Annotated in this window: 16 protein-coding genes; 11 read left to right on the top strand and 5 right to left on the bottom strand. The window is 64.3% G+C overall.

Annotated elements, in window-relative coordinates; all coding sequences use genetic code 11:
• Nucleotides 1–761 precede the first annotated feature (761 nt).
• Nucleotides 762–2,849, bottom strand: coding sequence for a bifunctional DedA family/phosphatase PAP2 family protein (locus XcyCFBP4188_RS07185; protein ID WP_006448837.1), 2,088 nt, complete (start codon nucleotides 2,847–2,849; stop codon nucleotides 762–764).
• 162 nt (nucleotides 2,850–3,011) lie between these two features.
• On the opposite strand from XcyCFBP4188_RS07185, the gene XcyCFBP4188_RS07180 reads away from it, so the two are divergent.
• The 4 genes from XcyCFBP4188_RS07180 (at nucleotide 3,012) to XcyCFBP4188_RS07165 (ending at nucleotide 6,864) form a co-directional block, all read left to right on the top strand.
• Nucleotides 3,012–3,671 carry a serine/threonine-protein kinase gene (locus tag XcyCFBP4188_RS07180; protein WP_006448836.1) on the top strand — a complete coding sequence of 220 codons (660 nt, stop codon included), beginning with the start codon at nucleotides 3,012–3,014 and terminating at the stop codon, nucleotides 3,669–3,671.
• A gap of 128 nt (nucleotides 3,672–3,799) precedes the next feature.
• Complete coding sequence (locus XcyCFBP4188_RS07175; protein WP_006448835.1) at nucleotides 3,800–4,615, top strand: SDR family oxidoreductase; 816 nt, start codon at nucleotides 3,800–3,802, stop codon at nucleotides 4,613–4,615.
• 217 nt (nucleotides 4,616–4,832) lie between these two features.
• Nucleotides 4,833–5,813, top strand: a complete 981-nt coding sequence (locus XcyCFBP4188_RS07170; protein WP_043907334.1) for a YiiG family protein — start codon at nucleotides 4,833–4,835, stop codon at nucleotides 5,811–5,813.
• Between the two features lie 109 nt (nucleotides 5,814–5,922).
• Complete coding sequence (locus tag XcyCFBP4188_RS07165) at nucleotides 5,923–6,864, top strand: YiiG family protein (RefSeq protein WP_172839277.1); 942 nt, start codon at nucleotides 5,923–5,925, stop codon at nucleotides 6,862–6,864.
• Nucleotides 6,865–7,429: 565 nt separating this feature from the next.
• Here the strand turns inward: XcyCFBP4188_RS07165 and XcyCFBP4188_RS07155 are convergent.
• Complete coding sequence (locus XcyCFBP4188_RS07155) at nucleotides 7,430–8,302, bottom strand: ion transporter (RefSeq protein ID WP_006451203.1); 873 nt, start codon at nucleotides 8,300–8,302, stop codon at nucleotides 7,430–7,432.
• A 72-nt stretch (nucleotides 8,303–8,374) separates the two neighbouring features.
• Between XcyCFBP4188_RS07155 and XcyCFBP4188_RS07150 the strand changes: the two genes are divergently transcribed.
• Complete coding sequence (locus tag XcyCFBP4188_RS07150; protein WP_104591844.1) at nucleotides 8,375–9,601, top strand: acetylornithine transaminase; 1,227 nt, start codon at nucleotides 8,375–8,377, stop codon at nucleotides 9,599–9,601.
• Between the two features lie 108 nt (nucleotides 9,602–9,709).
• On the opposite strand, the gene XcyCFBP4188_RS07145 is transcribed toward XcyCFBP4188_RS07150, so the two are convergent.
• A complete protein-coding gene (locus tag XcyCFBP4188_RS07145) occupies nucleotides 9,710–10,330 on the bottom strand; it encodes an HAD-IA family hydrolase (protein ID WP_428977231.1) in 621 nt (206 codons plus the stop codon).
• A gap of 284 nt (nucleotides 10,331–10,614) precedes the next feature.
• Between XcyCFBP4188_RS07145 and XcyCFBP4188_RS07140 the strand changes: the two genes are divergently transcribed.
• The 6 genes from XcyCFBP4188_RS07140 to azu all read left to right on the top strand — a co-directional run bounded on the left by XcyCFBP4188_RS07140 (nucleotide 10,615) and on the right by azu (nucleotide 17,329).
• Complete coding sequence (locus tag XcyCFBP4188_RS07140) at nucleotides 10,615–12,909, top strand: TonB-dependent receptor (protein WP_006451206.1); 2,295 nt, start codon at nucleotides 10,615–10,617, stop codon at nucleotides 12,907–12,909.
• Between the two features lie 87 nt (nucleotides 12,910–12,996).
• Nucleotides 12,997–14,604 carry a flavin monoamine oxidase family protein gene (locus XcyCFBP4188_RS07135; protein ID WP_043909365.1) on the top strand — a complete coding sequence of 536 codons (1,608 nt, stop codon included), beginning with the start codon at nucleotides 12,997–12,999 and terminating at the stop codon, nucleotides 14,602–14,604.
• Nucleotides 14,601–15,026, top strand: a complete 426-nt coding sequence (locus XcyCFBP4188_RS07130; RefSeq protein WP_006451208.1) for a c-type cytochrome — start codon at nucleotides 14,601–14,603, stop codon at nucleotides 15,024–15,026. Before XcyCFBP4188_RS07135 ends, XcyCFBP4188_RS07130 begins: the two co-directional genes overlap by 4 nt.
• Before the next feature lie 28 nt (nucleotides 15,027–15,054).
• Nucleotides 15,055–15,555 carry a RidA family protein gene (locus tag XcyCFBP4188_RS07125; protein ID WP_043909357.1) on the top strand — a complete coding sequence of 167 codons (501 nt, stop codon included), beginning with the start codon at nucleotides 15,055–15,057 and terminating at the stop codon, nucleotides 15,553–15,555.
• A 30-nt stretch (nucleotides 15,556–15,585) separates the two neighbouring features.
• Nucleotides 15,586–16,788, top strand: coding sequence for a pyridoxal phosphate-dependent aminotransferase (locus XcyCFBP4188_RS07120; protein ID WP_006451210.1), 1,203 nt, complete (start codon nucleotides 15,586–15,588; stop codon nucleotides 16,786–16,788).
• Between the two features lie 91 nt (nucleotides 16,789–16,879).
• Entirely contained in the window at nucleotides 16,880–17,329 is a 450-nt protein-coding gene (azu, locus tag XcyCFBP4188_RS07115) for an azurin (RefSeq protein ID WP_043909359.1), read from the top strand.
• A gap of 84 nt (nucleotides 17,330–17,413) precedes the next feature.
• Here the strand turns inward: azu and XcyCFBP4188_RS07110 are convergent, their stop codons facing one another.
• Nucleotides 17,414–20,185, bottom strand: a complete 2,772-nt coding sequence (locus XcyCFBP4188_RS07110; protein ID WP_006451212.1) for a winged helix-turn-helix domain-containing protein — start codon at nucleotides 20,183–20,185, stop codon at nucleotides 17,414–17,416.
• A 249-nt stretch (nucleotides 20,186–20,434) separates the two neighbouring features.
• Nucleotides 20,435–21,724 carry a glutamate-1-semialdehyde 2,1-aminomutase gene (hemL, locus tag XcyCFBP4188_RS07105; RefSeq protein WP_043909361.1) on the bottom strand — a complete coding sequence of 430 codons (1,290 nt, stop codon included), beginning with the start codon at nucleotides 21,722–21,724 and terminating at the stop codon, nucleotides 20,435–20,437.
• Between the last annotated feature and the right edge of the window lie 185 nt (nucleotides 21,725–21,909).

Below are 21,909 nucleotides of genomic sequence, written 5' to 3'. Positions count from 1 at the left end.
GCGAGCGTCAACTCAACACCAGCTTGCAGATGATCCACCTGGCATTCCTGGCGTTGCTGCTTAGAAGACTTTGAACAGGCTCTCAGGTAATCGAACGGTGCGGATGCTTCAGTTGTGGGGCGACTGATCTGTGGTTTGGCTGCAGGGCCCTTGCCCGCCCACCCTCGCGGGACACGCCGCAAGTACGTCCGTGTAGGCTCTTACGCGGCATCCACGCCGCGTAAGGTCCCGCGACGGTGAGCCGGCAAGGACCAGTCGAGATGGTCGGTGTGCATGGTTTTAAGCAAAGCAGACTGCGAGTCGATTGCAGAGCGGCTGATCTGCGGTTTGGCTGCAGGGCCCTTGCCCGCCCACCCTCGCGGGACACGCCGCAAGTACGTCCGTGTAGGCTCTTACGCGGCATCCATGCCGCGTAAGGTCCCGCGACGGTGGGCGGGCAAGGACCAATCAAGATGGTCGGTGTGCATGGTTTTGAACAAAGCAACCGATTAACTCTCTGGTGCGGTGTACTTGCCGATTGCGGGACCGTGTGGCGGCATGGATGCCGCCACCGAGCCTACATGGACGGACTTGCGGCGTGTCTCGCAAGCGGTGAGGCCACCGCGCACTCGACTAACCAGGCTGTTGACCTAAACATTCGCCTGCATCTAAGCGAAGCAAACGCGTTGCCACCATCGAGACAGCGTTCAAGACGTTTTATCAGCAGCTCTTATCTACAGGACTGCGCGTCTGCCGGCCGCTCGCGCTGACCAATCGATCGATCAACGAGGCTGTTGTGACGGATCCGATGCAGTCGAATCGGACCCTGTGGTTTCCGTCTGCGGTGCGGCATTGTCTTTGTCCTCTCGCCGCACCGCATTTCCGGAAGTGCTGTCGATCAAGATCACTGGTACCTGCGAGCGCCGGCGCTGTTCGACGCGATGCGGCAATGGGCCGAGTGCTTCACGCAAAGCGCTCAGCGCCGGGTCCACGCCACGCAGCGGATACCACAGCCCGATCAGGCTGAAATGGCGGCTGTAGCGCAGCGTCTGGGTGCTGCCTACCCACAGTGGTTGCGCGTCTGGTTGCAGGCGAGCCGCTGCCGGCCACAGGCGCAGCACATGCACATGGCCGGGCGCGGCATGACGCACCATCAACAGCGCTTCGACCTGCGTATCCAGGGTGGCCGGCAGAATCGGTACCTCGTCCGGGCGGCCGCTGACATCGAGCAGATGCAGCGCTTGCTCCCAACCGGCCTGCGGTTGCACCCGCCAGCCGCGCGCTTCGAGTTGGCGCTGCAGCGGTGCAAGCGGGCCGGCCAGTTGCACGTCCAGCGGCCAGCGCTGGTCGTCGTCGAATTCGTTGCGGCGTGCCGGCAGCAGGCGCCACTGGCCGTCCCACCAGTCGCTGGCGGGCAACTCCATCAGCAGCGGCAGCGGCGGTTCGAACTTGGCCAGCTTCGTTTCCAGATTGCGCGGGGCAAACACGATCGCGCAGGTCAGGAACACGCCGTAGAACGTCCACGACACCGGCTTGACCCAGAACGCGCGCGTGGCGCGGCGGCGATAGGCGATGCCCAGCACCAGCAGCCAGAAAATGCCGAACAACATGCCGCCGACCACGTCGCTGAGCCAATGCGCGCCCAGGTACAACCGTGCGAAGCCAATGAGCGAGACGATTGCGCCGCTGACCAGATACGGCCACACCCGCCGCCGGCCGGGCAGCTCGCGCGCGATCAACAGCGCGAAGAAGCCGAAGCCAATCGTGGCCATGGTGACCGCCACCGACGGAAACCCGAATCCGCTGCTGGCCGCAGGCGGGCGCACCACCTGCACGGTGGCGCCCAGCAACTGGGTCAACGCCAGGCCAAAGGCCAGCGCGATCACCCAATGCGCCACCGCCATCCAGCGTCGGCGCCAGGCCAGATAACCCATCGCCGCAGCGATCGCCGGCAGCAACACCTGCCAGTCGCCCAGCGAGGCCAGCGCCACCATCGGGTAGTCGGCCAGCGGGTTGCGCAGCGCCAGCATCAGATCGTGCACGGCCAGGTCCACGCGCAGCGGCTCGCCATGCGCCAGCACCACCATCAGCAGCACGAACCAGCCCCAGCCCAACAGCAGCAGCATCAACGCCATCATCGCCAGCGGCACCGACTCGCGACGGCGCGGGTCGAACACGCCCACCGACCAGTTGCCCAGCACCGGATGCCGATGCGACCACTCCAGCAGCCGCGCAAGCAGCGCATCCAGATGGCCGGCCGACCAGCGATACGAGTACAGCACCACCGCCCAGGCCAGCCCGATCACCGCGACCAATAGCGTAACCACCACGAACAAACGCCCGGCCACTGCCGCCACCGCATCGTAGGCAGTGCCCAGCACCCAGCCCGGCACCAGAAACAGCAGCGCCCACGAGATGCAGGCCAGGCCGCTGGCAAACAGATAGCGCTTGAACGGCATGTGCGACATGCCGGCGATGGCCGGCACGAACGGCCTTACCGCGCCCACGTAGCGAGCGATCAGAATGCTCTTGAAGGCATTGCGCCGGAACAGCAGCTCGCCGCGCTCCAGCAATTGCGGGTAGCGGCGAAACGGCCAATAGGTGTGCAGCTGGTGACCCCAGCGATGGCCCACCCAAAAGCTCAGCGCGTCGCCGACGAAGGCGCCCAACGTGGCGCAGACCACCGCATACGGCCCGTTGATCTGGCCGAGCCCGATCAACACGCCGATGGCGAACAGCAGCGGCAGCGCCGGCACGATAGCGCCGAGCACGATCACCGCATCGCAAAATGCGATGGCAAAGATCACCACGCCAGCCAAGGTGGGGTGGTGTCCGATCCACTCCAGCGTGGCGTCGATCCATGAGTTCATTGCCGAATTATAGGTGGGCGTGGCGACGAGGGGACTTGCGCCGTCATCACATCGGCCTGCCTGCTTCACCTCAGGTTGCGAGCGGGCAACGTTGCACGCTTGTGTGACACGCAGGCAACGGGCGCTGTGTGGCGAGGCGGACGGCCCGCCTACAATGCAGGGATGAGTGACGATCCCGCCGGCCATCTGCCGCTGAAGTCCGATACCTTCGGGCGCATCCTGTTGATCCGCGAAGGCGATCGCGTGTTCGTGCGGCGCGACCTGAGCGTGGCGCCGTGGTTGTTGCGCGGCGTGGCCTGGTGGTTGGCGCGGCGCGAAGCCCTGGCCTTGCGTCAGCTGGATGGCTTGCCGCGGACGCCACGGCTGCTGCGCTGGGATGGACGCCAGCTCGATCGCAGCTATCTGGCCGGCGATGCGATGTACCAGCGCCCGCCGCGCGGCGATCTTGCTTACTTCCGTACCGCACGCAAGCTGCTGCAGCAGCTGCACCGCTGCGGGGTGGCGCACAACGACCTGGCCAAGGAAGCCAACTGGCTGGTGCAGGACGACGGCAGCCCGGCGGTGATCGATTTCCAGCTCGCGGTGCGCGGCAATCCCCGCGCGCGCTGGATGCGTCTGCTTGCACGCGAGGATCTGCGCCATCTGCTCAAGCACAAGCGGATGTATTGCCCGGCCGCCATCACCCCGGTGGAACGCCGCGTGCTCAAGCGCACCTCCTGGGTCCGCGAGCTGTGGTTCGCCACCGGCAAACCGGTCTATCGTTTCGTGACCCGCCGCGTGTTGCATTGGGAAGACAACGAGGGGCAGGGGCCGAAGCCTTGAAGTGCTGGTAATCGGGAATCGGGAGTAGGGAATCGGTAGGGCGCATCGCGGCAGCTGATCGTGCGTCGCCTGCTGAACGTTCAAGGCGCTAAGCTTTTGCGATTCCCCATTCTCGATTCCCGATTCCCATGACCTTAAACGGCAAAACCCTGTTCATCACCGGTGCCTCGCGCGGGATTGGCCTGGCGATTGCGCTGCGGGCGGCGCGCGATGGCGCCAACGTGGCGATTGCGGCCAAATCGGCGGTGGCCAATCCCAAGTTGCCGGGCACCATCCATAGCGCGGCCGAGGCGGTGATTGCGGCCGGTGGGCAGGCGCTGGCGCTCAAGTGCGATATTCGCGAAGAAGAGCAGGTGCGTGCGGCGGTGGCCGCGACTGTCGAGGCGTTCGGCGGTATCGACATCCTGGTCAATAACGCCAGCGCGATCTGGTTGCGCGGCACGTTGGACACGCCGATGAAGCGCTTCGATCTGATGCAGCAGGTCAATGCGCGGGGCAGTTTTCTGTGCGCACAAGCGTGCCTGCCACATCTGTTGCAGGCGGCCAATCCGCACATCCTCACCCTGGCGCCGCCACCATCGTTGAACCCGGCGTGGTGGGGCGCGCATACCGGCTACACCCTGGCCAAGATGGGGATGAGCCTGGTGACCCTGGGGCTGGCAGCCGAGTTCGGCCCGCAAGGTGTGGCGGTCAACGCGCTATGGCCACGCACCGTGATCGCCACCGATGCGATCAACATGATCGATGGCGTGGATGCCGCTGCGTGTCGCCGGCCGGAGATCATGGCCGACGCGGCGCATGCAGTGCTCACGCGCGAGGCGGCAGGATTTCATGGCCAGTTCCTGATCGACGACGAGGTGCTGGCCCAGGCCGGCATCACCGACCTGAGCGGCTATGCGGTCGACCCGTCGCGTGCGTTGCTGCCGGATCTGTTTCTCGACTGAGTGCGGCGAACATCGCAGCGCGCTTGGCTGGATACGGAGGGCGGCCGGGGAATCGGCGTGCGGGGTACCGCGATCCTGAGGATCGATGTGGCAGACACGCGGTCGCGTTTGGGAGTGTCAGCCAAGGCATGCGCGTCCTGCAGTGAGCACAAAAAGTTCACAGTAGGGTTTGTTATCGTGCGCGGCTGAAAACGTTTCCAACAGGGATGTACCGCGCGTGTCTCCGAAGTTCCGTGTGCTTGTCCTGGTGGCTTGCGTGTTCGTGCTGGCGACCGCCTGTGGCGGCAAGTCGCAGCAGCCTGCAACAGGTGCCGATACCAAGACGACTGAAGAGCAGCTGGATTCCTTGCAAGGCATCAACGCCAAGCTCGGCGCCTATATCGACTGCTTCAACCGCGTCAACGCGAAAGTGCACGCCGGCGCCAGGTACTACACCGGCTGGATGCAGGACCCGTTCGCCGGCCCGACCGGTCGCGAATCCGGCATGACCGGTCCGTACGATATCGACCACGACGACATGAAGCAGTGCGATGCGCCGGTCAGTGCGGCCGCTGCGGCGAAACCATCGCTGTCTGCATTGGACAATGCGGCACGCGACTATCGCGCGGCATTGAAGGCGCTGCAGCCGATCAGTCACGCGGTGGCCGATTACTACACGCGGCAGGACTACGAAGACGACCAGTTCGCCAAGGGCAAACAGCTGCATCCGGAGTTGATGGATGCGCTGGCGACCTACGCCGATGCCAGTACCACCTTCAGTGCCGAACTGGACCTGCAAAACGACGCGGCGCAACGCGAAAAACTCAAGATGGTGGAGCGGGGCGAGGGCCGCACGCGCGAGTACTACCGGCTGGCGATGATGCTCGACGCCAAGAAGATCGCCGATGCGCTGGAAGAAGATCAGTTCGACGTGCCACGTGTCACCGCGTTGCTGGACGGCTTCAACCGTCTCTCCGATGAGGCGCATGCCAAGGTGGCCGATCAGGAACCGGGCAAGCTGACCTGGAACAGCTTCGAAACCGCTGCAGAAACCTTCCGCAGACAAGCCAAGGCGCGGGTGAAACGCGTGGTCGAAAAAACGCCCTATAGCAAGCTGGAACAGGGCTGGTTGAATAGCCCCTCGCTGGCGCCCGAAGGCTCGTCGCGCAAGTTACTCAACACTTACAACGCACTGGTGTCCGAAAGCAATCGTGAGTAAGCACTGCTGTCCTTAGCCCTCGTTCGTGTGCCGGGCGATCGGCTGCGCCAGATGTCATTCGGCCGCACGCTGCGGCGCCACCTTCTTCAACCCATCAATGGAACGCAAGATGACCCATCAACTTCGTTATGCGCCGCTCACCGCGGCGATGGCTTTCGCTGCGCTGCTTGCCGGCTGCCAGAAAAACGCACCCGCCGCCGCGGTTGAAGGTGCCGACAAGATCAATGCCTACATCACCTGCTTCAACGGCGTCGAGCAGCCGATCCATGAGAGCTACCAGCAATATATCGGCTGGATGCAGGACCCCGAGGCTGGTCCGACCGGCAAGGAAAGCGGTATCCATGCACCGGGTACGGTGCTCTCGCATCACGTGGACGAATGTGGCACGCCGATGACTGCGGCATTGGCGCAAACGCCGGCCAACCCCGAGCTCGACCCGGTGGCCAAGACCTATCAAGAACGTTTCACCACGCTCAACGAACGTATCGGGGAAGCGGTGCGCTACTACGACCGCGAGGATTATCTGCGCGACGACGGCAAGGGCATGAAGGCGCTGCACGCGCCGCTGATGCAGGCCTATCAGGCATTCTTCGAAGCCGGCGAAGCCATGAATACCGCGCTTGAACATAATGAAGACACGCGTCGCCAGGCCCAGATCGATGCGATCGAAAAGGAAGAAGGCCGCAGCGCCTCCTGGTATCACCTGAAGATCATCGGCGAAGGCAAGCAACTGGTGCAGGTGCTCGACAACGACACGCCGGACCTTGCCGCAGCGCAGTCCCAGCTGGCGCGCTACCAAGGCCTTCTGGAAGAGGCGCAGAAGGCCAAGATCGGGCAGGGCGATGCGATGTGGGGCCACATGGAACGTTCCGCCGACAAGCTTGCGCGCGAGTCGGGGCGGCTGGTCGAGCGTATCCGCACCAAGACACCATTGAACAAGAGCGAGCAGATGCTGCTGGAAAGCGGCTCGATGCCGCCGGGCGGTACGCGCCAGGCAGTGCTGGCCAGCTACAACGATCTGATCGACATGAGCAACCGCATGTCGCATTGATGCTGTGCACGCGTCCCTCGCATTGTGGAAGCGCATCGAACAGGTGATTGTGCAAGTTCCGAAGGCACCGCTACTTCGAGTGGTAGCTGAATTCAGATGTAGTCAAAAGCTCACTGATCGAGAGCTCAGTGATCCAGGGCGCGGTGCCCTTACCGCTCGCGGGACACGCCGCAAGTACCTCCATGTAGGCTCGGTGGCGGCATCCATGCCGCCACACGGTCCCGCAAGCGGTGAGGACACCGCACCAGAAAGTTGGTCGGTGACTGGATGAAAGCCAGTCTGTTGATCGCGTTGTGTGGGAAAGTTGGCAGGATGTGCCGTTATCAGAAAACGCACGCCATGCATTGCTTGGACCACACACACCGACCATCTCGACGGGTCCTTGCCCGCTCACCGGCGCGGGACCTTGCGCGGCATGGATGCCGCGTAAGAGCCTACACGGACGTACTTGCGGCGTGTCCCGCGATGGTGAGCGGGCAAGGACCCTGCAACTAAGCCGCAGATCAGCCGCTCCACACCTGATCCACCCGCACTGCCCAACCACTCCAAACCACTCCAAGACAATTTAGCCGTTGGAGAGTTCCGGCAGCGGCTCTGCACATTGCCGGCAATACCGCGCATCCGGCGCATGGCCTTCCAGCCCGCAGCGCGGGCAATTGCGGACATCGCGCTTGCCGGCGTGGCCGCCTTCGCGCAGCGTGCTGGCCAGTTCGGCGGTGTAGATGCCGGTGGGCACGGCGATGATGCTGTAGCCGATCAGGATCAGGGCCGAGGTGACGAAGCGGCCCAGCGTGGTCTGCGGCACCAGATCGCCGAAGCCCACCGTGGCCATGGTCACGATGGCCCAGTACATGCTGGTCGGGATGCTGGTGAACCCGTGTTGCGGGCCTTCGATGACATACATGGTGGCACCGGCGATCACGGTGATGGTGAGCACGCTGAACAGGAACACCAACACCTTGCGCCGGCTGCGCCACAGCGCGTCCACCAGTTGCCCGCTTTCTTCGATATAGCGGGTGAGCTTGAGGATGCGGAACAGCCGTAGGATGCGCAGCACGCGCACGACCAGCAGCGTCTGCGCACCGGGCACGAAGAACGACAGATAGCTGGGCAGGATCGACAGCAGATCGATCACCCCCCAGATGCTGAGTGCGTAATGCAGCGGGCGCCGTACCACTGCCAGACGCAATGCGTATTCGACGGTGAACAGCACCGTGAACGCCCATTCCAGCGGCACCAACCAGTGCGCCGAGTGCGAGTGGATGCGCGGCACGCTGTCGATCATGATCACCACCACACTGGTGAGGATCGCTACCACCAGCATCAGGTCGAAATTACGCGACGGGCGGGTGTCGTGCCGGTAGATGATGTCGAACCAGTGCCGGCGCCAGCCGTCGTCGGTGGCAGGGGTAAGCTGAGGATCGGAGAAAGGGCGCATGCGCGCATTGTGCCGCAGGCCGGCGAATGCGCGAGAATGCGAGTTCTCCCTCCGCTTCTGCGACCCACCATCATGAGCACCGCTGCCGATTCGCCCCTGTCTCTCGCGCATTACTACCTGCCGGTCTACCGCCCGCGCCAGGTGGTGCTGGAGCGTGGACAGGGCAGTCGCGTGTGGGACGACCAGGGCCGCGAATATGTGGATCTGTCCGCCGGCATCGCGGTCAGCGGGCTGGGCCATAACGATCCGGATCTGATGGCTGCGCTCACCGAGCAGGCCGGCAAGTTGTGGCACACCAGCAACGTGTTCTTCAGCGCACCGCCGCTGAAGCTGGCCGAGGAACTGGTCACTGCTTCGCGTTTCGCGCAGAAGGTTTTTCTCTGCAACTCGGGCACCGAGGCCAACGAGGCGGCGATCAAGCTGGTGCGCAAGTGGGCCAGCAATCAGGGCCGCCCGGCCGACAAGCGCGTCATCGTGACCTTCCGCGGCAGTTTCCATGGGCGCACCCTGGCCTCGGTCACCGCGACCGCACAGCCCAAGTATCAGGAAGGCTACGAGCCGCTGCCCGGCGGCTTTCGCTATGTGGATTTCAACGATGTGGCGGCACTGGAAACAGCCATGGCGGCGGGCGATGTCGCTGCGGTGATGCTGGAGCCGATTCAGGGCGAGGGCGGAGTGATGCCGGCTGAGCCGGGCTTTCTGAGCCGCGTGCGCGCGCTGTGCGATCAGCACGATGCGCTGCTGGTGCTGGACGAGATCCAGTGCGGCATGGGCCGCACCGGCACGCTGTTTGCGCACTGGCAGGAGCAGGTGACGCCGGACATCGTGACGCTGGCCAAGGCGCTGGGTGGCGGCTTCCCGATCGGTGCGATGTTGGCCGGCCCCAAGGTGGCCGAGACCATGCAGTTCGGCGCGCATGGCACCACCTTCGGCGGCAATCCGTTGGCCGCAGCGGTGGCGCGCGTGGCGCTGCGCAAGCTGGCTTCGCCGCAGATCGCCGAGAACGTAGAGCGTCAGTCGGCCGCGTTGCGCGCCGGTCTGGACGCGCTCAACGACGAGTTTGGCGTGTTCGCACAGATCCGCGGGCGCGGCTTGATGCTGGGTGCAGTGCTGGCCCCGACGCATGCCGGGCAGGCCGGGGCGATCCTGGATTTTGCAGCCAAGCATGGTTTGCTGTTGTTGCAGGCGGGGCCGGATGTCTTGCGTTTTGTGCCGGCGCTCAATTTGACCGATGCCGAGCTGGCTGATGGGTTGGAACGTTTGCGCCTTGCGATTGCCGAGTACGTCGCGCAGCAGTGATGCAGAGCTGCGCTTTCCGCGCCATCGTGGCCGGCACCGCGCCGGCCATGATGGCGAAGGAAGATTCGCCGGCGATTCCCGATTGTCCAATCTCGAATCCCGGCTCTCCTACGCCAATCCATACCGCTTCAACACCCGCCGCAAGCCGCGCGCATCGCGCACCGTATCCGCGTGCAGGCCTGCTGCACGCGCGCCACGCACGTTGACGAACAGGTCGTCGACAAACAAGGTGCACGCTGCTGCAGTGGCGTCCAGCTGCGCAAGCGCGCGCTGATACACCTGCACATCGGGCTTGCGGCCGCCGAGTGCGCCGCTGCACAGCACGCGCCCCTGCAATAACGGAAACAGCGCAGGCACGATCCGCTCGATCGCCTCCACCATCAACGGCCCATTGTTGGTGAGTACCGCCACGGCCGTCGTCGCCGATACCGCCAGCACCTGCGCCACCACCGAGGGGTCCGCGCGGCACGCCGCCACGCGTGCGTCGATCCAGGTGGCGCGATCGATCACGCCGCCCAGCCCCTCGCTCAATTGCGCCAGGTAGTCCTGCGTGTCGATAAGCCCGGCATCGTAGGCACGCTCCAGGCCCTGTTCGAACAACACCTGCTGCCCCCGTTGCGGCGTGCAGGCAGCTGCTGCAGCAAGTGCAGCCACGCGGCGCGGCCGCGAGTAGCTGGCCAATACGCCATCGAAATCGAGCAGTAACAAAGAGGGTGCTGCAAGCGGCATGCGCGGACTCATGATGCGGCTGCGCAGCGTTGTCGATCTGCGACGTCATGGCAAGCATGCGAGAGCTGGTATGACCGGATGCGCGCAGGTGGGTGGGGGCAGTACGTATTCAGATCGTTGAATTCGGCGGCAACCTACCCACCCGCGCTGCCCCTACCCTCCGCGCGCGGCTTGCGGCGGAACTGCGCTGGTTATGGTCGATGCATGCCGCATTTGCGGTGTCAGCCGGTCTGGGGGAGCGGCCCGGTCACTCAGCACGCCACACGCATCCAGGGGTCGATTGCATGCCTAAGCGCTTCAAAACCGATCAGCTGGCGGTCTCGGTCGCCGCCATTCTCACCTCCGCCACGCGTCGCCACACGCTTGCCTCGATGACCCTGTTGCTGGCCGGCGCACACAGCCTGCCCGCACTGGCACAGGAAGCGCGCACGCTCGATGCGGTCAGCGTGGTGGGCACCGGTTCCACACGCACGACCGCGTCGATCTCGGTGGCCGACATCCAGGCCCAGGTGCCCGGCGTGGCGCCGCAGCAGTTACTGGCGAGCCTGCCCGGGGTGAATGTGCAGACCACCGACCCGTTCGGCCTGTACGAGTTCGGCGACTCGATGACCATCCGCGGGTTTTCTGCCAACCAGATCGGCGTGACCCTGGACGGCATCCCGATCGAAACCTTCGACACCCGCGAAGGAGGGCCAATCACCCGTTACGTGTCCAGCGAGAACCTGCTCGACGTCACCGTGTCGGCAGGCTCCGGCGATGTCACCCAGCCCTCGTATCACGCACTCGGCGGTGCGATCCGCTACACCAGCCTGCCACCGAAGGGGGGCGATACCTGGAGCGGCAATCTCACCCAGACCATCGGCTCGGACGATCTGGTGCGCAGCTTCGTGCGCCTGGATACGCCGGACTGGTGGGAAGGCGGCCCGAGCGCGTATCTCTCCGCATCGCGCACGCAGGGCGGGGTGTGGGACATGGAGCCGGCCACGCAAAAGAGCGATCACTTCGAAGCCAAGATCCGCCAGGCCTGGGACGTGGGCAGCCTGACGCTGGGCTGGATCTACAACAACCGCAAGGACTACGACGTGCAGTCGTACAACTCCGACGGCTCGGTGGCGTGGGATCTGCACGAACGCATCACCGGCAATCCGGAAGTGGACGCAGAGCACTACAGCGAATGGCAGAACGGCCGACGCGATTCGTTGCTCAGCCTGCACGGCGATTTCCTGTTCAACGATGCGATCGGTTTCACCTTCACCGGCTACTACGAAAACAAGCATGGTTACGGCGTCGGCGGCACCCCACCAAGCACCGCCACCGGTTTATACAACGATGCCATCGCCGGCACGCCGGGGCGTACCGATATCGCCATCAACGACCCCCAGATCGTCGATGCCAATGGCAACGTCACCAACGTCGGTGCGATGACCCGCCGCGAAGAAATCATGGGCGGCGATCGCTATGGTGTGACCACCGCAGTGTCGTGGGAGACCGAACACAACAAGCTCGAAGTCGGCGCCTGGTACGAGAATTACGACTTCGATCAGGTGCGCCCGCTGTACAACCTGGACCCGGCCACTGGCGCCTTGCTGAAGGGCTCGCTGCCGATCGTCATCTACTACGACAACCACTTCTCCACCGAGGTGAAGCAGCTCTACATCAAGGACACGCTGCGCCTGCTCGATGACCGGCTCACGATGGAATTCGGCGCCAAGGGCCTGGATGTCAAGCGCGATTACAACGGCATCGCCAATCTGGATGATTTCAATGTCGGCGTGCGCCGCGATGTCACCATCAAGAACAGCGACTGGTTCCAGCCGCAGGTCGGCGCCAGCTTCCAGCTTGCCGAAGGCGTGCAACTGTTCGCCAACTACGCAGAAAACTTCAGCTCCGCCCCGCGGCTGGCGTTGACCTCCGGTGCGTTCAATCCGGATATCGCGCCGGAAGAATCCACCAACATCGACATCGGCATCCGCGCCGAATCCAGCCAGTGGAGCGGCTATATCGCCGCTTACAAGATCGATTACGAAAACCGCATCATCGCGCTGACCGATCCGGATCCATTGGTGGTGGCACCCACCGTCTACGCCAATGTCGGCGACGTACAGACCTATGGCGCGGAGGTGTCCGGCATGTGGAAGCCGGCGCCGGGCTGGCGGCTGGGCGCCTCGTTGACCTGGAACAAATCCGAATTCCAGGACAACTATTTCGGCCCGGTCAGCGGCAATCTGGTGCAGGTGGAAGGCAACGAAGTGCCGGATTCGCCCAAGGTGATGTTCAGCGTCAACGGCGGTTGGGAAGGCGAACATTTCTTCGTCAACCTCGATACCAAATACACCGGCAAGCGCTATGGCGACACGCTCAATACCGATCAGGTGGATGCCACCCTTATCGTCAACGGCAGCGTGGGTTATCAGGGCGAGGATGCAGGGTTTCTTGCAGGTGGGCGACTGCAGTTGTCGGTCTACAACCTGTTCGACAAGGACGATGCGATCGGTGCGGTATTCCCGAACGAAAGCTCCGGCTCGTATCAGTTGATCGCACCACGCCAGCTGTTCGCCAGCCTGGCCTACAAGTTCTGAGCCAGTGATGCGGCCGGCGTCGCTGCCGGCCGCGCCATTGTTTTTGTCGGTCGTACTTGATCCATGACATGCAAGGACTACGCGTTGATGCAAGGCAACCACTCTGGGGCGATGACGCGGCGGCAATTGCTGGCGCGTATCGGCATGACCGCTGGCGGCGCGATGATGTATCAGGCGATGAGCAGCCTGGGCATGGCAGCCGAATCAAATTTCAAAGGGCCGCTGCAACTGGATGGCGACCCGAAGGGCGCCTCGGTGCTGATTCTGGGCGCGGGCCTGGCTGGCATGGCGGCGGCCTTCGAACTGCGCAAGGCCGGGTATCGCGTGCAGTTGCTGGAATACAACGACCGCCCCGGCGGCCGCAATTGGACGCTGCGTGGCGGCGACCGTTACACCGAACTGGGCGGGGCAACGCAGCACTGCCAGTTCGACCAGGGGCTGTATCTCAATCCCGGCCCGTGGCGCATTCCGCATCACCACAAGGCGGTGCTGAGTTACTGCAAGCAATTCGGCGTGGCGCTGGAAGCCTTTAATCAGGTCAATTACAACGCGCTGCTGCATAGCGAAAAGGGCTTCGGCGGCAAACCGCAGCGCTTTCGCGCCATCGATGCCGATTACAAGGGCCACGTGTCCGAGTTGCTGGCCAAGTGCACACAGCAGCACGCCCTGGACAAGAGCGTGAGCCGCGAAGACCAGGAAGTGTTGCTGGAGTCCTTGCGGACCTGGGGCGCGCTGGATCACAAGTTCGGCTACGTCAAAGGCAAGGAGAGCAGCGAGCGCCGCGGTTTTGCGCGTTATCCCGGTGGCGGTCTGTCCGGCAAGCCGGAATTCTCCGATCCTTTCAGCGTGCAGGATGTGTTGCGCTCGCGCCTGTGGACCACGCTGGCGGCCGGCAACAACTATGAGATGCAGACCACCATGTTTCAGCCGGTGGGCGGCATGGACCAGATCGGCAAGGCATTCGCGGGCCAGCTCGGCGATGCCATCACCTACAACGCCAAGGTCACCAAGATCGATCAGGACGGCAGCGGCGTACGCGTGTCCTGGCAGGATGCCGCGCACGGTGGTGAAGAACGCATCGCCAGTGCCGATTGGTGCATCTGCACGATTCCGCTATCGGTGCTCAGCCGCATTCCGGTCACCGCCAGCGACGCGATGACCACCGCGATCGGCCAGGTGCCGTATGCGGCATCGGTGAAAGTGGGCCTGCAATTCAAGCGCCGCTTCTGGGAAGAGGACGAAGCCATTTACGGCGGCATCAGCTACACCGATCTGCCGATTACCTTGATCAGCTACCCCAGTACCAACTATCACAGCCCAGGCAAGGGCGTGCTGCTCGGCGCGTATGTGTGGGGATTGGACGCTTACCAGTTCACCTCGATGACGCCGGAGCAGCGCGTGCGCAAGGCGGTCGAATACGGCACGCAATTGCATCCGCAATATCCGCGCGAGTTCGAGAATGGTATTTCGGTCGGTTGGCACCGCGTGCCGTTCACGCACGGCTGTTTCGGTATGTGGAGCGAGCAGGCACGTGCCGAACACTACACGCCGCTGTGCCAGATCGACGGTCGGCTGGCACTGGCTGGCGAACACGTCTCCTACATCCCGGCCTGGCAGGAAGGTGCGATTCTGTCTGCGCACGATGTCGTGGGCCGTCTGCATCGCAAAGTGCTGGCCGGAGGAGGGCGCGCATGAGCCTGTTATCACGCTTGGCCGCCGCCACGTTCGTCGTTGTGATTGCTGCGTTGTTGCTGCCACCGGGCGCATATGAGGCGCAGGCGCAGAGTTCCGATGCCACGCAGTTGTTTCCGCAACAAGGCTTTGCCAAGGCATCCGGCCAGGATGTCTATCAGGCGATCTGCCAGGGCTGCCACATGCCGGCCGGGCGCGGCGCACAAGGCGCGGGCGACTATCCCGCGCTTGCCGGCAATCCCAAGCTCGCCGCCGGCCCCTACGTCACCATGATGGTGCTCGACGGCCACGCCGGCATGCCCGGTTTCGGTGAGATGCTCAACGACCGCCAGGTGGCCGAAGTGGTGAGCTATGTGCGCACGCACTTCGGCAACGATCACACCGAGGTGGTCACCGCCGACGACGTCAAATTGCTGCGTCATTGATTCTTTCTTTCTCATGCAAGGAGTTGCCATGTTCCGTCCAGTGACCGCCGTTCTCACCGCCATGCTGTGGTCCGCAGGTCTCACCGCCGCGCATGCCGCCGAGGTGATCCGCCACAAGATTCCCAATAGCGATTTCCCCATCGCTGCCGCAGTGGAAATTCCCGCCGGCAAGGCCACCGTCTACGTCAGCGGCAAGGTACCGGCCGTGGTGGACACCAGTGCGCCGAAAGATTCGGCCGCTGCGTATGGCGACACCAAGGCGCAGACGGTCAGCGTGTTGAATCAGATCAAACAGCAACTCGCAGCGCTGGGCTTGGGCATGGGCGATGTGGTGAAGATGCAGGTGTTTCTGGTCGGCGATCCAGCGATGGGCGGCAAGATGGATTTCAACGGTTTCATGGAAGGCTACCGTCAGTTCTTCGGCACCAAGGAGCAGCCCAATCTGCCGGCGCGCTCTGCATTCCAGATCGCTGCGCTGGGCAATCCGCTGTATCGGGTGGAAATCGAAGTGGTCGCCGTTCGTCCTTGAATCCGCATTGCCATATTGTTGGAGGTTGTGATGAAAACTGCTCTTTCGCGCCGCACGTTTCTGCGTGACTCCGCGCTGTTTGCCGGCGCTGCAGGGGCAAGTGCGCTGCCGCTGTTGGCCAGCGCCGCCGAACGCTCCGCCGCCATCGTGCCGACACCGGCGAGCGCGTTGTCGCCGGTGATGATCGGCTCCAATGAATTCCCGGATGGCCCGTCGGCGGCAGCGGTGAGAGCCATCGCGCAGATCGCACCGCAAGGTGGGCGCTATCTGCGCGATGTGCAGATGGAACTGATGAATACCCTGGCCGCCGAGCTCAAGCTGCCGGTCGATCACCTGATGGCCTACGCCGGTTCCACCGAGCCGCTGGACTACACGATGCTGGCGTTCACCTCGCCCAGCGCCGCGCTCGTCACCGCAGATCCCACCTACGAATCCGGTTGGCGCGCCGCCACCCGCAATGGCGCCAAACTGATCAAGGTGCCGCTGCGCAAGGACTTCTCGCACGACGTGCAGGCGATGTGCGCCGCCGACGCCAGCCCGGGCGTGATCTACATCTGCAACCCCAACAACCCCACCGGCTCGGTGACTGCACGCCAGGATCTGGATTACGCACTGGCGCACAAGCCCAAGGGCAGCGTGCTGGTGGTGGACGAGGCCTACATCCACTTTGCGAACAGCACCAGCAGCGTGGTCGACATGGTCGCCGCAGGCGAAGACGTGGTGGTGTTGCGCACCTTCTCCAAACTTTACGGCATGGCCGGCATTCGCCTGGGCTATGCAGCTGCACGCCCGGACCTGCTGGCCAAGCTGATGTTCTACAGCGTCAACAGCCTGCCGGTGACTGCCGCTGCTGCAGGACTGGCCAGCCTACGGGATCCGGCATTGGTGCCGCAGCGCCGCGCACGCACGGCGGCCACGCGCAAGGATGTGATGGCGTTTCTCGCCAAGCAGGGCTACGCCTGCACCGCATCGGAGAGCAACTGCTTCATGGTCGATGTGAAGCGCCCGGCTGCCGGCTTTAAGGACGACATGGCCACCTTTGGCGTGTTCATCGGCCGCAGCTGGCCGGTGTGGCCGACCTGGTCGCGGATCACGGTTGGCACCGAAGCGGAGATGGCACGCTTCAAGCAGGCGTTCGTGCAGGTGATGGCCGGCAAGCGCGGCCCATTGCCGCTGACGGAAGCCACCGCGGATGTGCATGATCCGATGGATGCTTTTTTCCGGTACGCATGAGGCGTTACTCTGGTCACACCGGCGCATGCGAACGCGTTGGGGTGACCAGGCGCGCTGGGCGTCGCGCATCTTTTATCGCAGGAGTGTTCCTTTGAAGCTGTTTTCGACGATTGCGGTGCTTGGACTGGTGCTGCTCGCACCTTCGGCATGGGCGCGTACCTGCACGGTGACCATCACCGGCAACGATCAGATGAAGTTCGACCAGAGCACGATCAAGCTGGCGCCCGACTGCACGCAGGTGGACCTCACCCTCAAGCACTCCGGCAAGATGGCCGCCACGGTGATGGGCCACAACTGGGTGTTGACCAAGGCTGCCGATTTTCAAGCCGTCGCCAATGCCGGCGTACGCTCCAGCATCGCCGACAGCTATCTACCCAAAGCCGACCCCCGCGTGATCGCGCATACCAAGGTCATCGGCGGCGGCGACAGCACCACGGTGAGCTTTGCGACCAGCAAGTTGAGCAAGGGCGGCGACTACACCTTTTTCTGCTCATTCCCGGGCCATTGGGCAATGATGAAAGGCACGCTGAGTTTTGGCTGATGGGGTCTGCGACATCGCCTGACAGGCGATGTCGCAACGCATGCACATGCGCGTCAAGCGCAGGCTGTGATACACGCGCTCGGATCAGTTCGGTGCCGCATCCGGGCCAGCATGCGGATCGGCCGCCCGCAATAATCCGCGTTGCAAGGCCTGCGCCAGGGCGCTTTCGCGACTACGCGCGTCGAGCTTGCGATAGAGATTTTTCAAATGGAACTTGACGGTGTTTTCCGACAGGTGCAAACAGCGTGCGATCTGTTTGTTGGAATAACCACGCGCCAGTTGTGCCAGCACTTCCAGTTCGCGTTCGCTGAAAATATCGCCGGCCGGGTCTTCGTCGCCACTGAGGCGTTCGAGCAAGGCTTGAATGGTGAGCGCACGCGTGGTGCCGCCCACGGTATGCGGGTCGTGTTGGCGGAGCGAGCGCAGCATCGCCTTTGCCGGCAGGCCGAGTTCGACGATCGCCTGCCAGCTTTGCGTCAGCGCCACATGATCCAGCGCGCTGTACAGATGCGGCAGGGCGGCGACCAGTTCGCCGCGTTGCTGCAGCACCAGGGCGATGCGCGCACGGGTGCGGGCGAGATGGCACAGGTTGTCGTTGGCCAGGCAGGCGTGTTCGATCTGGCCCAGGATGGTCAGCGCCGCGCTGCTGCGGCCGGCCAGGCGATGCCAGCGTGCCAGCGCAAAGCCCATCGCCGCGCGGTCACGCCAACGGTGCGCCGAGCGCAGGGTATGCGCCAATCCGGATTCACCGCCGGTGCGCGCGATCAGGACGTCGATGGCGGCATTGCCTGGATGCTCCAGCAACAGCATCAGGCGCCAGGCTGCGGCCAGTTCCGATAGCCGCATCAGCTTGCGCCCATGCGCGATCTGTTCCACGTGCTCGAGCAGCGCCAAGGCACTGCGCCCGCTGTGATCGCGCACGCGCTCCAATCCCAGTGCGGTGTCGTAAGCGGCCGCCAGCACGTCCATGCCGCCGTCGTGTTGCTCCAGCAATTCCAGCGCCGGATGCAGCAGATCGGCCGCATCATCGTGATGCCCGCGTTCGTAATGCAGTTGCGCCAGCAGGCAGTTGGCGGCTGCTTCCAGCACGCGATCCAGTTGCGGCGTGCGTGCGCAGCCGCTCAGTGCCTGTTGGTAACAGGCCTCGGCGTCGCTGAGGCGACCGCGATAGAAAAAACTCTGGCCCAACGACAACAGCGCCTGGCTCGCACCCAGTTCGCTGCCGCCACGCTGCATCGCATCGCGTGCGTTCAAGGCATAGCGTTCGGCTAGTACAAAGGCGCCTTGCGCAATGGCGGTGGTGGCACAGATGCACAGCAGCATGCCGCGTCCGAGATGGTCGTCTTCGTCCAGCGCGGAGGCTTGTGCGGCGATCTGGGTCAGGCCATGCGGGTTACCGCAGATCTCATCGAGGCGATCGCGCAGTGCCGCCACCACCACGGTGTAATCGCGCTGCAAGGGCTCACGCAGTGCAGCGGGAAAGTCGCGGAAACGTTCCAGCAACAACCGCGCGTGGCTGAATTCGCCAAGCTTCGCATGCAGATGCGCTTGCGTGAGATTCAGCGCCGGGGTGTCGCGGATGGTGCGGTGTTCGAAGTGACGCAGCAGCGCGCGCACTGCATGCGTGCCGTGGGTCAGCAACAATTGCCAGGTGCCGGCGCGCGCGATGTAGCTGGCCGCCAGATCGCCGCAATCGCCGCGCGATGCGTGCCGCACCGCTTCGGCCAGATACTGATGATCGCCGAACCAGCGCGCGGCGCGTTGATGCAGTTGCATGGCCTGGCCGGGATGCTCGCGATCGAGCAGCTGCTGCAAAAAGTCGGCAAAGAGTGGGTGATAGCGAAACCACTCGCGTTCGCCATCCATGGGCACCAGCAGGCCGTGGAAATGTTCCAGCCGCGCCAGCAGCCGGCCGCTGTCATCGCGCTGGCGCACCGCATCGGCCAGCGCGGCGTTGACGCGCTCCAGCACACTGGTCCGCAACAACAGATCGCGCGTGTCGGCATCCAGATCGTTGACCACCTGCTCGGCCAGGTACGCGGCGATCTGCGCGCTGCGCCCGGAGAAACGCGCGGCCACTTCCTGCTGACGTTGCGCGCCGCCTTCCAGCCACAGCCGCGCCAGATGCAGCGCCACCGGCCAGCCTTCGGTGTAACGCAGCAATTCTTCCACGACCGGCGCGGGTACCTGCGGCCCCAGTAATGCCTGCGCTTCGCGCTCGTCCAGCGCCAGTTGTGCGCTGCCCACGCGGCTGAGCAGCGCCTGCAGATCCAGGCGCGCCAATGGCAGCGCCGGTATGCGTCGGGTGGCCAGCAACAGGTGCAGACGTCCGCCGCTGTGTTCGACCAGGCGCAACACCAGCTCGTCGACGATGCCGCTGCCGAGCCGGTCGTAGTCGTCGAGAATCACGCTGATGCGCCGTGGTGCGGCGCGCAGCGCGCGGATCAGCACCGTCACCGCCTCGCGCGGGTCCTGATCGCGGTTATGCAGCACCGCTGCGCACAGTGCCTGATCCGCCCCTGCGCTCTGCAGCGCCAAGGCCAGATGGCCGAGGAAGCGCGCGGCGTGGGCGTCTTCTTCATCCAGCGACAGCCACGCCACAGCGGCGTGATCGCGCCCGCACAGCTGCGCATGCCACTGCGTCAGCAGGGTGGTCTTGCCAAACCCTGGCGGTGCCAGCAACAGCGTCAGCGGGCGGGCGTGCGCCTGATCCAGCGCAGCCAGCAACGCGCCACGCACCACCGCACCAGGGCGCGACAGCGGCGGCTCCAGCTTGCTGGCAAGCAGCCAATCGGGAAGAACGGAATCGCGCGACGGTGACGGGCGCGGAGTAAGCAACGCAACAGGCTTGAGCATGAGGCGAGGGCGGCCGTGGCAAGCGTCGGCAGCGCGCCGACTCGACGCACTGCAGATCGTGATGAAACAGCGGCGACGCACCAGGCGTCACCGTGACCGGCGACGACGACACATCCGCTGCTTCGAGGGTCCCCACCCATGCCCGTCCGTGGACACCTTTCAGAAAGGTATGACAGCCACAAGACAAAAGCAAAGTTTGCGGTGGTCACTGCGCAAATCGAATCCCGCAGCGACCCGCATGAATGCGCCTCAGCGCGCCACTTCCGCAAATGCCTCGCGTGCCGCTGCAAGCGTGGCTTCGATCACCGCAGCGTCGTGCGCGCTGGACATGAAGCCGGCTTCGTACGCCGATGGCGCCAGATACACGCCCCGCTGCAGCATCGCGTGGAAGAAGCGATTGAAAGTGGTGATATCGCAGGCGGTGGCTTGCGCGTAGCTCTCCACGATTTCGTCGGTGAAGAACAGCCCGAACATGCTGCCGACCTGGTTAGTGGTGACCGCGATGCCGGCCGCGTGGGCGGCATCTTCCAGGCCCTCGCACAGCGCGCTGGTCTGCGCGCTCAGGCGCGCGTGGAAGCCCGGCTCCTGCACCAGCTCCAGCATCGCCAGGCCCGCCGCCATCGCCACCGGATTGCCCGACAAGGTGCCGGCCTGGTAGATCGGGCCGGAAGGTGCGATCTGCTCCATCAAGTCGCGCCGGCCGCCGTACGCGCCCACCGGCATGCCGCCGCCAATGATCTTGCCGAAGGTGCTCAGGTCCGGGGTCACCCCGTAATGCGCCTGCGCGCCACCGAGCGCCACGCGGAACCCGGTCATCACTTCGTCGAAGATCAGCAGCGCGCCGTGCCGCGTGCACAGCGTGCGCAGGTGCTGCAGGTAGCCGGCCTGCGGCGGAATGCAGTTGGCGTTGCCCACCACCGGTTCGATGATCACCGCCGCCACATCGGCGCCGATGTCGTCGAACAGCGCCGTGGCGCCTTCGAAGTCGTTGAAGGTGAGGGTGGCGGTCAGCTCGCTCAGGCCAGGAGGCACGCCGGGCGAGGTCGGCACGCCCAGAGTGAGCATGCCGCTGCCGGCCTTGACCAGAAACGAGTCGCCATGGCCGTGGTAACAGCCTTCGAACTTGACGATGCGATTGCGCCCGGTGGCGCCGCGCGCCAGGCGCACCGCCGACAGCGTGGCTTCGGTGCCGGAATTGACCATGCGGACCATTTCGCAGGAGGGCACCAGCCGATTGATCGTCTCGGCCATGGTCACTTCGGCCGCACACGGCGCACCGAACGACAGCCCATCGCGGATCGCACGCTCCACCGCCTCGCGCACCGCCGGGTGATTGTGGCCGGCGATCATCGGCCCCCACGAGCCCACGTAGTCGATGTAGCGGTTGTCGTCCACGTCATACAGATACGGGCCATCGGCGCGCGCCACGAAGAACGGCTCGCCGCCCACGGACTTGAACGCCCGCACCGGGGAGTTGACGCCGCCGGGCAGCAGGGTCTGCGCCTGGGCGAACAGGGCGTGGGAGCGGGAGTGGTTCATGCACGTAGATCCTTGAGTGATGCCGATGGGGCGGCGCTGCCCGACCACGGGCAGCGCACGCGCCATTGTCAGGCTTGCGGCCCCTATCCGCCTACCCACCGTGTGCCTGCCTACCCGTCGGAGCAGGCGGGTAGGGCAACGCAGCTGCCTATGATCGAACGGGACGGTATCGATGGTTTGGGGCA

It is taken from the genome of Xanthomonas hortorum pv. cynarae (assembly GCF_002939985.1).
In the GTDB taxonomy this organism is placed as follows: Bacteria; Pseudomonadota; Gammaproteobacteria; order Xanthomonadales; family Xanthomonadaceae; genus Xanthomonas; species Xanthomonas hortorum_D.
Note: the sequence above shows the minus strand (reverse complement) of the source record. Positions and strands in the feature narration are given on the sequence as shown.

What these genes read in the sequence shown, in the direction of transcription:
- XcyCFBP4188_RS07120 (WP_006451210.1), top strand. Translation starts at nt 15,586, where the DNA reads ATGAAAACTGCTCTTTCGCGCCGCACGTTTCTGCGTGACTCCGCGCTG.
- XcyCFBP4188_RS07175 (WP_006448835.1), top strand. Translation starts at nt 3,800, where the DNA reads ATGACCTTAAACGGCAAAACCCTGTTCATCACCGGTGCCTCGCGCGGG.
- XcyCFBP4188_RS07185 (WP_006448837.1), bottom strand. Translation starts at nt 2,849, where the DNA reads ATGAACTCATGGATCGACGCCACGCTGGAGTGGATCGGACACCACCCC.
- XcyCFBP4188_RS07135 (WP_043909365.1), top strand. Translation starts at nt 12,997, where the DNA reads ATGCAAGGCAACCACTCTGGGGCGATGACGCGGCGGCAATTGCTGGCG.
- XcyCFBP4188_RS07155 (WP_006451203.1), bottom strand. Translation starts at nt 8,302, where the DNA reads ATGCGCCCTTTCTCCGATCCTCAGCTTACCCCTGCCACCGACGACGGC.
- XcyCFBP4188_RS07130 (WP_006451208.1), top strand. Translation starts at nt 14,601, where the DNA reads ATGAGCCTGTTATCACGCTTGGCCGCCGCCACGTTCGTCGTTGTGATT.
- XcyCFBP4188_RS07125 (WP_043909357.1), top strand. Translation starts at nt 15,055, where the DNA reads ATGTTCCGTCCAGTGACCGCCGTTCTCACCGCCATGCTGTGGTCCGCA.
- XcyCFBP4188_RS07165 (WP_172839277.1), top strand. Translation starts at nt 5,923, where the DNA reads ATGACCCATCAACTTCGTTATGCGCCGCTCACCGCGGCGATGGCTTTC.
- XcyCFBP4188_RS07140 (WP_006451206.1), top strand. Translation starts at nt 10,615, where the DNA reads ATGCCTAAGCGCTTCAAAACCGATCAGCTGGCGGTCTCGGTCGCCGCC.
- XcyCFBP4188_RS07150 (WP_104591844.1), top strand. Translation starts at nt 8,375, where the DNA reads ATGAGCACCGCTGCCGATTCGCCCCTGTCTCTCGCGCATTACTACCTG.
- hemL (WP_043909361.1), bottom strand. Translation starts at nt 21,724, where the DNA reads ATGAACCACTCCCGCTCCCACGCCCTGTTCGCCCAGGCGCAGACCCTG.
- XcyCFBP4188_RS07180 (WP_006448836.1), top strand. Translation starts at nt 3,012, where the DNA reads ATGAGTGACGATCCCGCCGGCCATCTGCCGCTGAAGTCCGATACCTTC.
- XcyCFBP4188_RS07145 (WP_428977231.1), bottom strand. Translation starts at nt 10,330, where the DNA reads ATGCCGCTTGCAGCACCCTCTTTGTTACTGCTCGATTTCGATGGCGTA.
- XcyCFBP4188_RS07110 (WP_006451212.1), bottom strand. Translation starts at nt 20,185, where the DNA reads ATGCTCAAGCCTGTTGCGTTGCTTACTCCGCGCCCGTCACCGTCGCGC.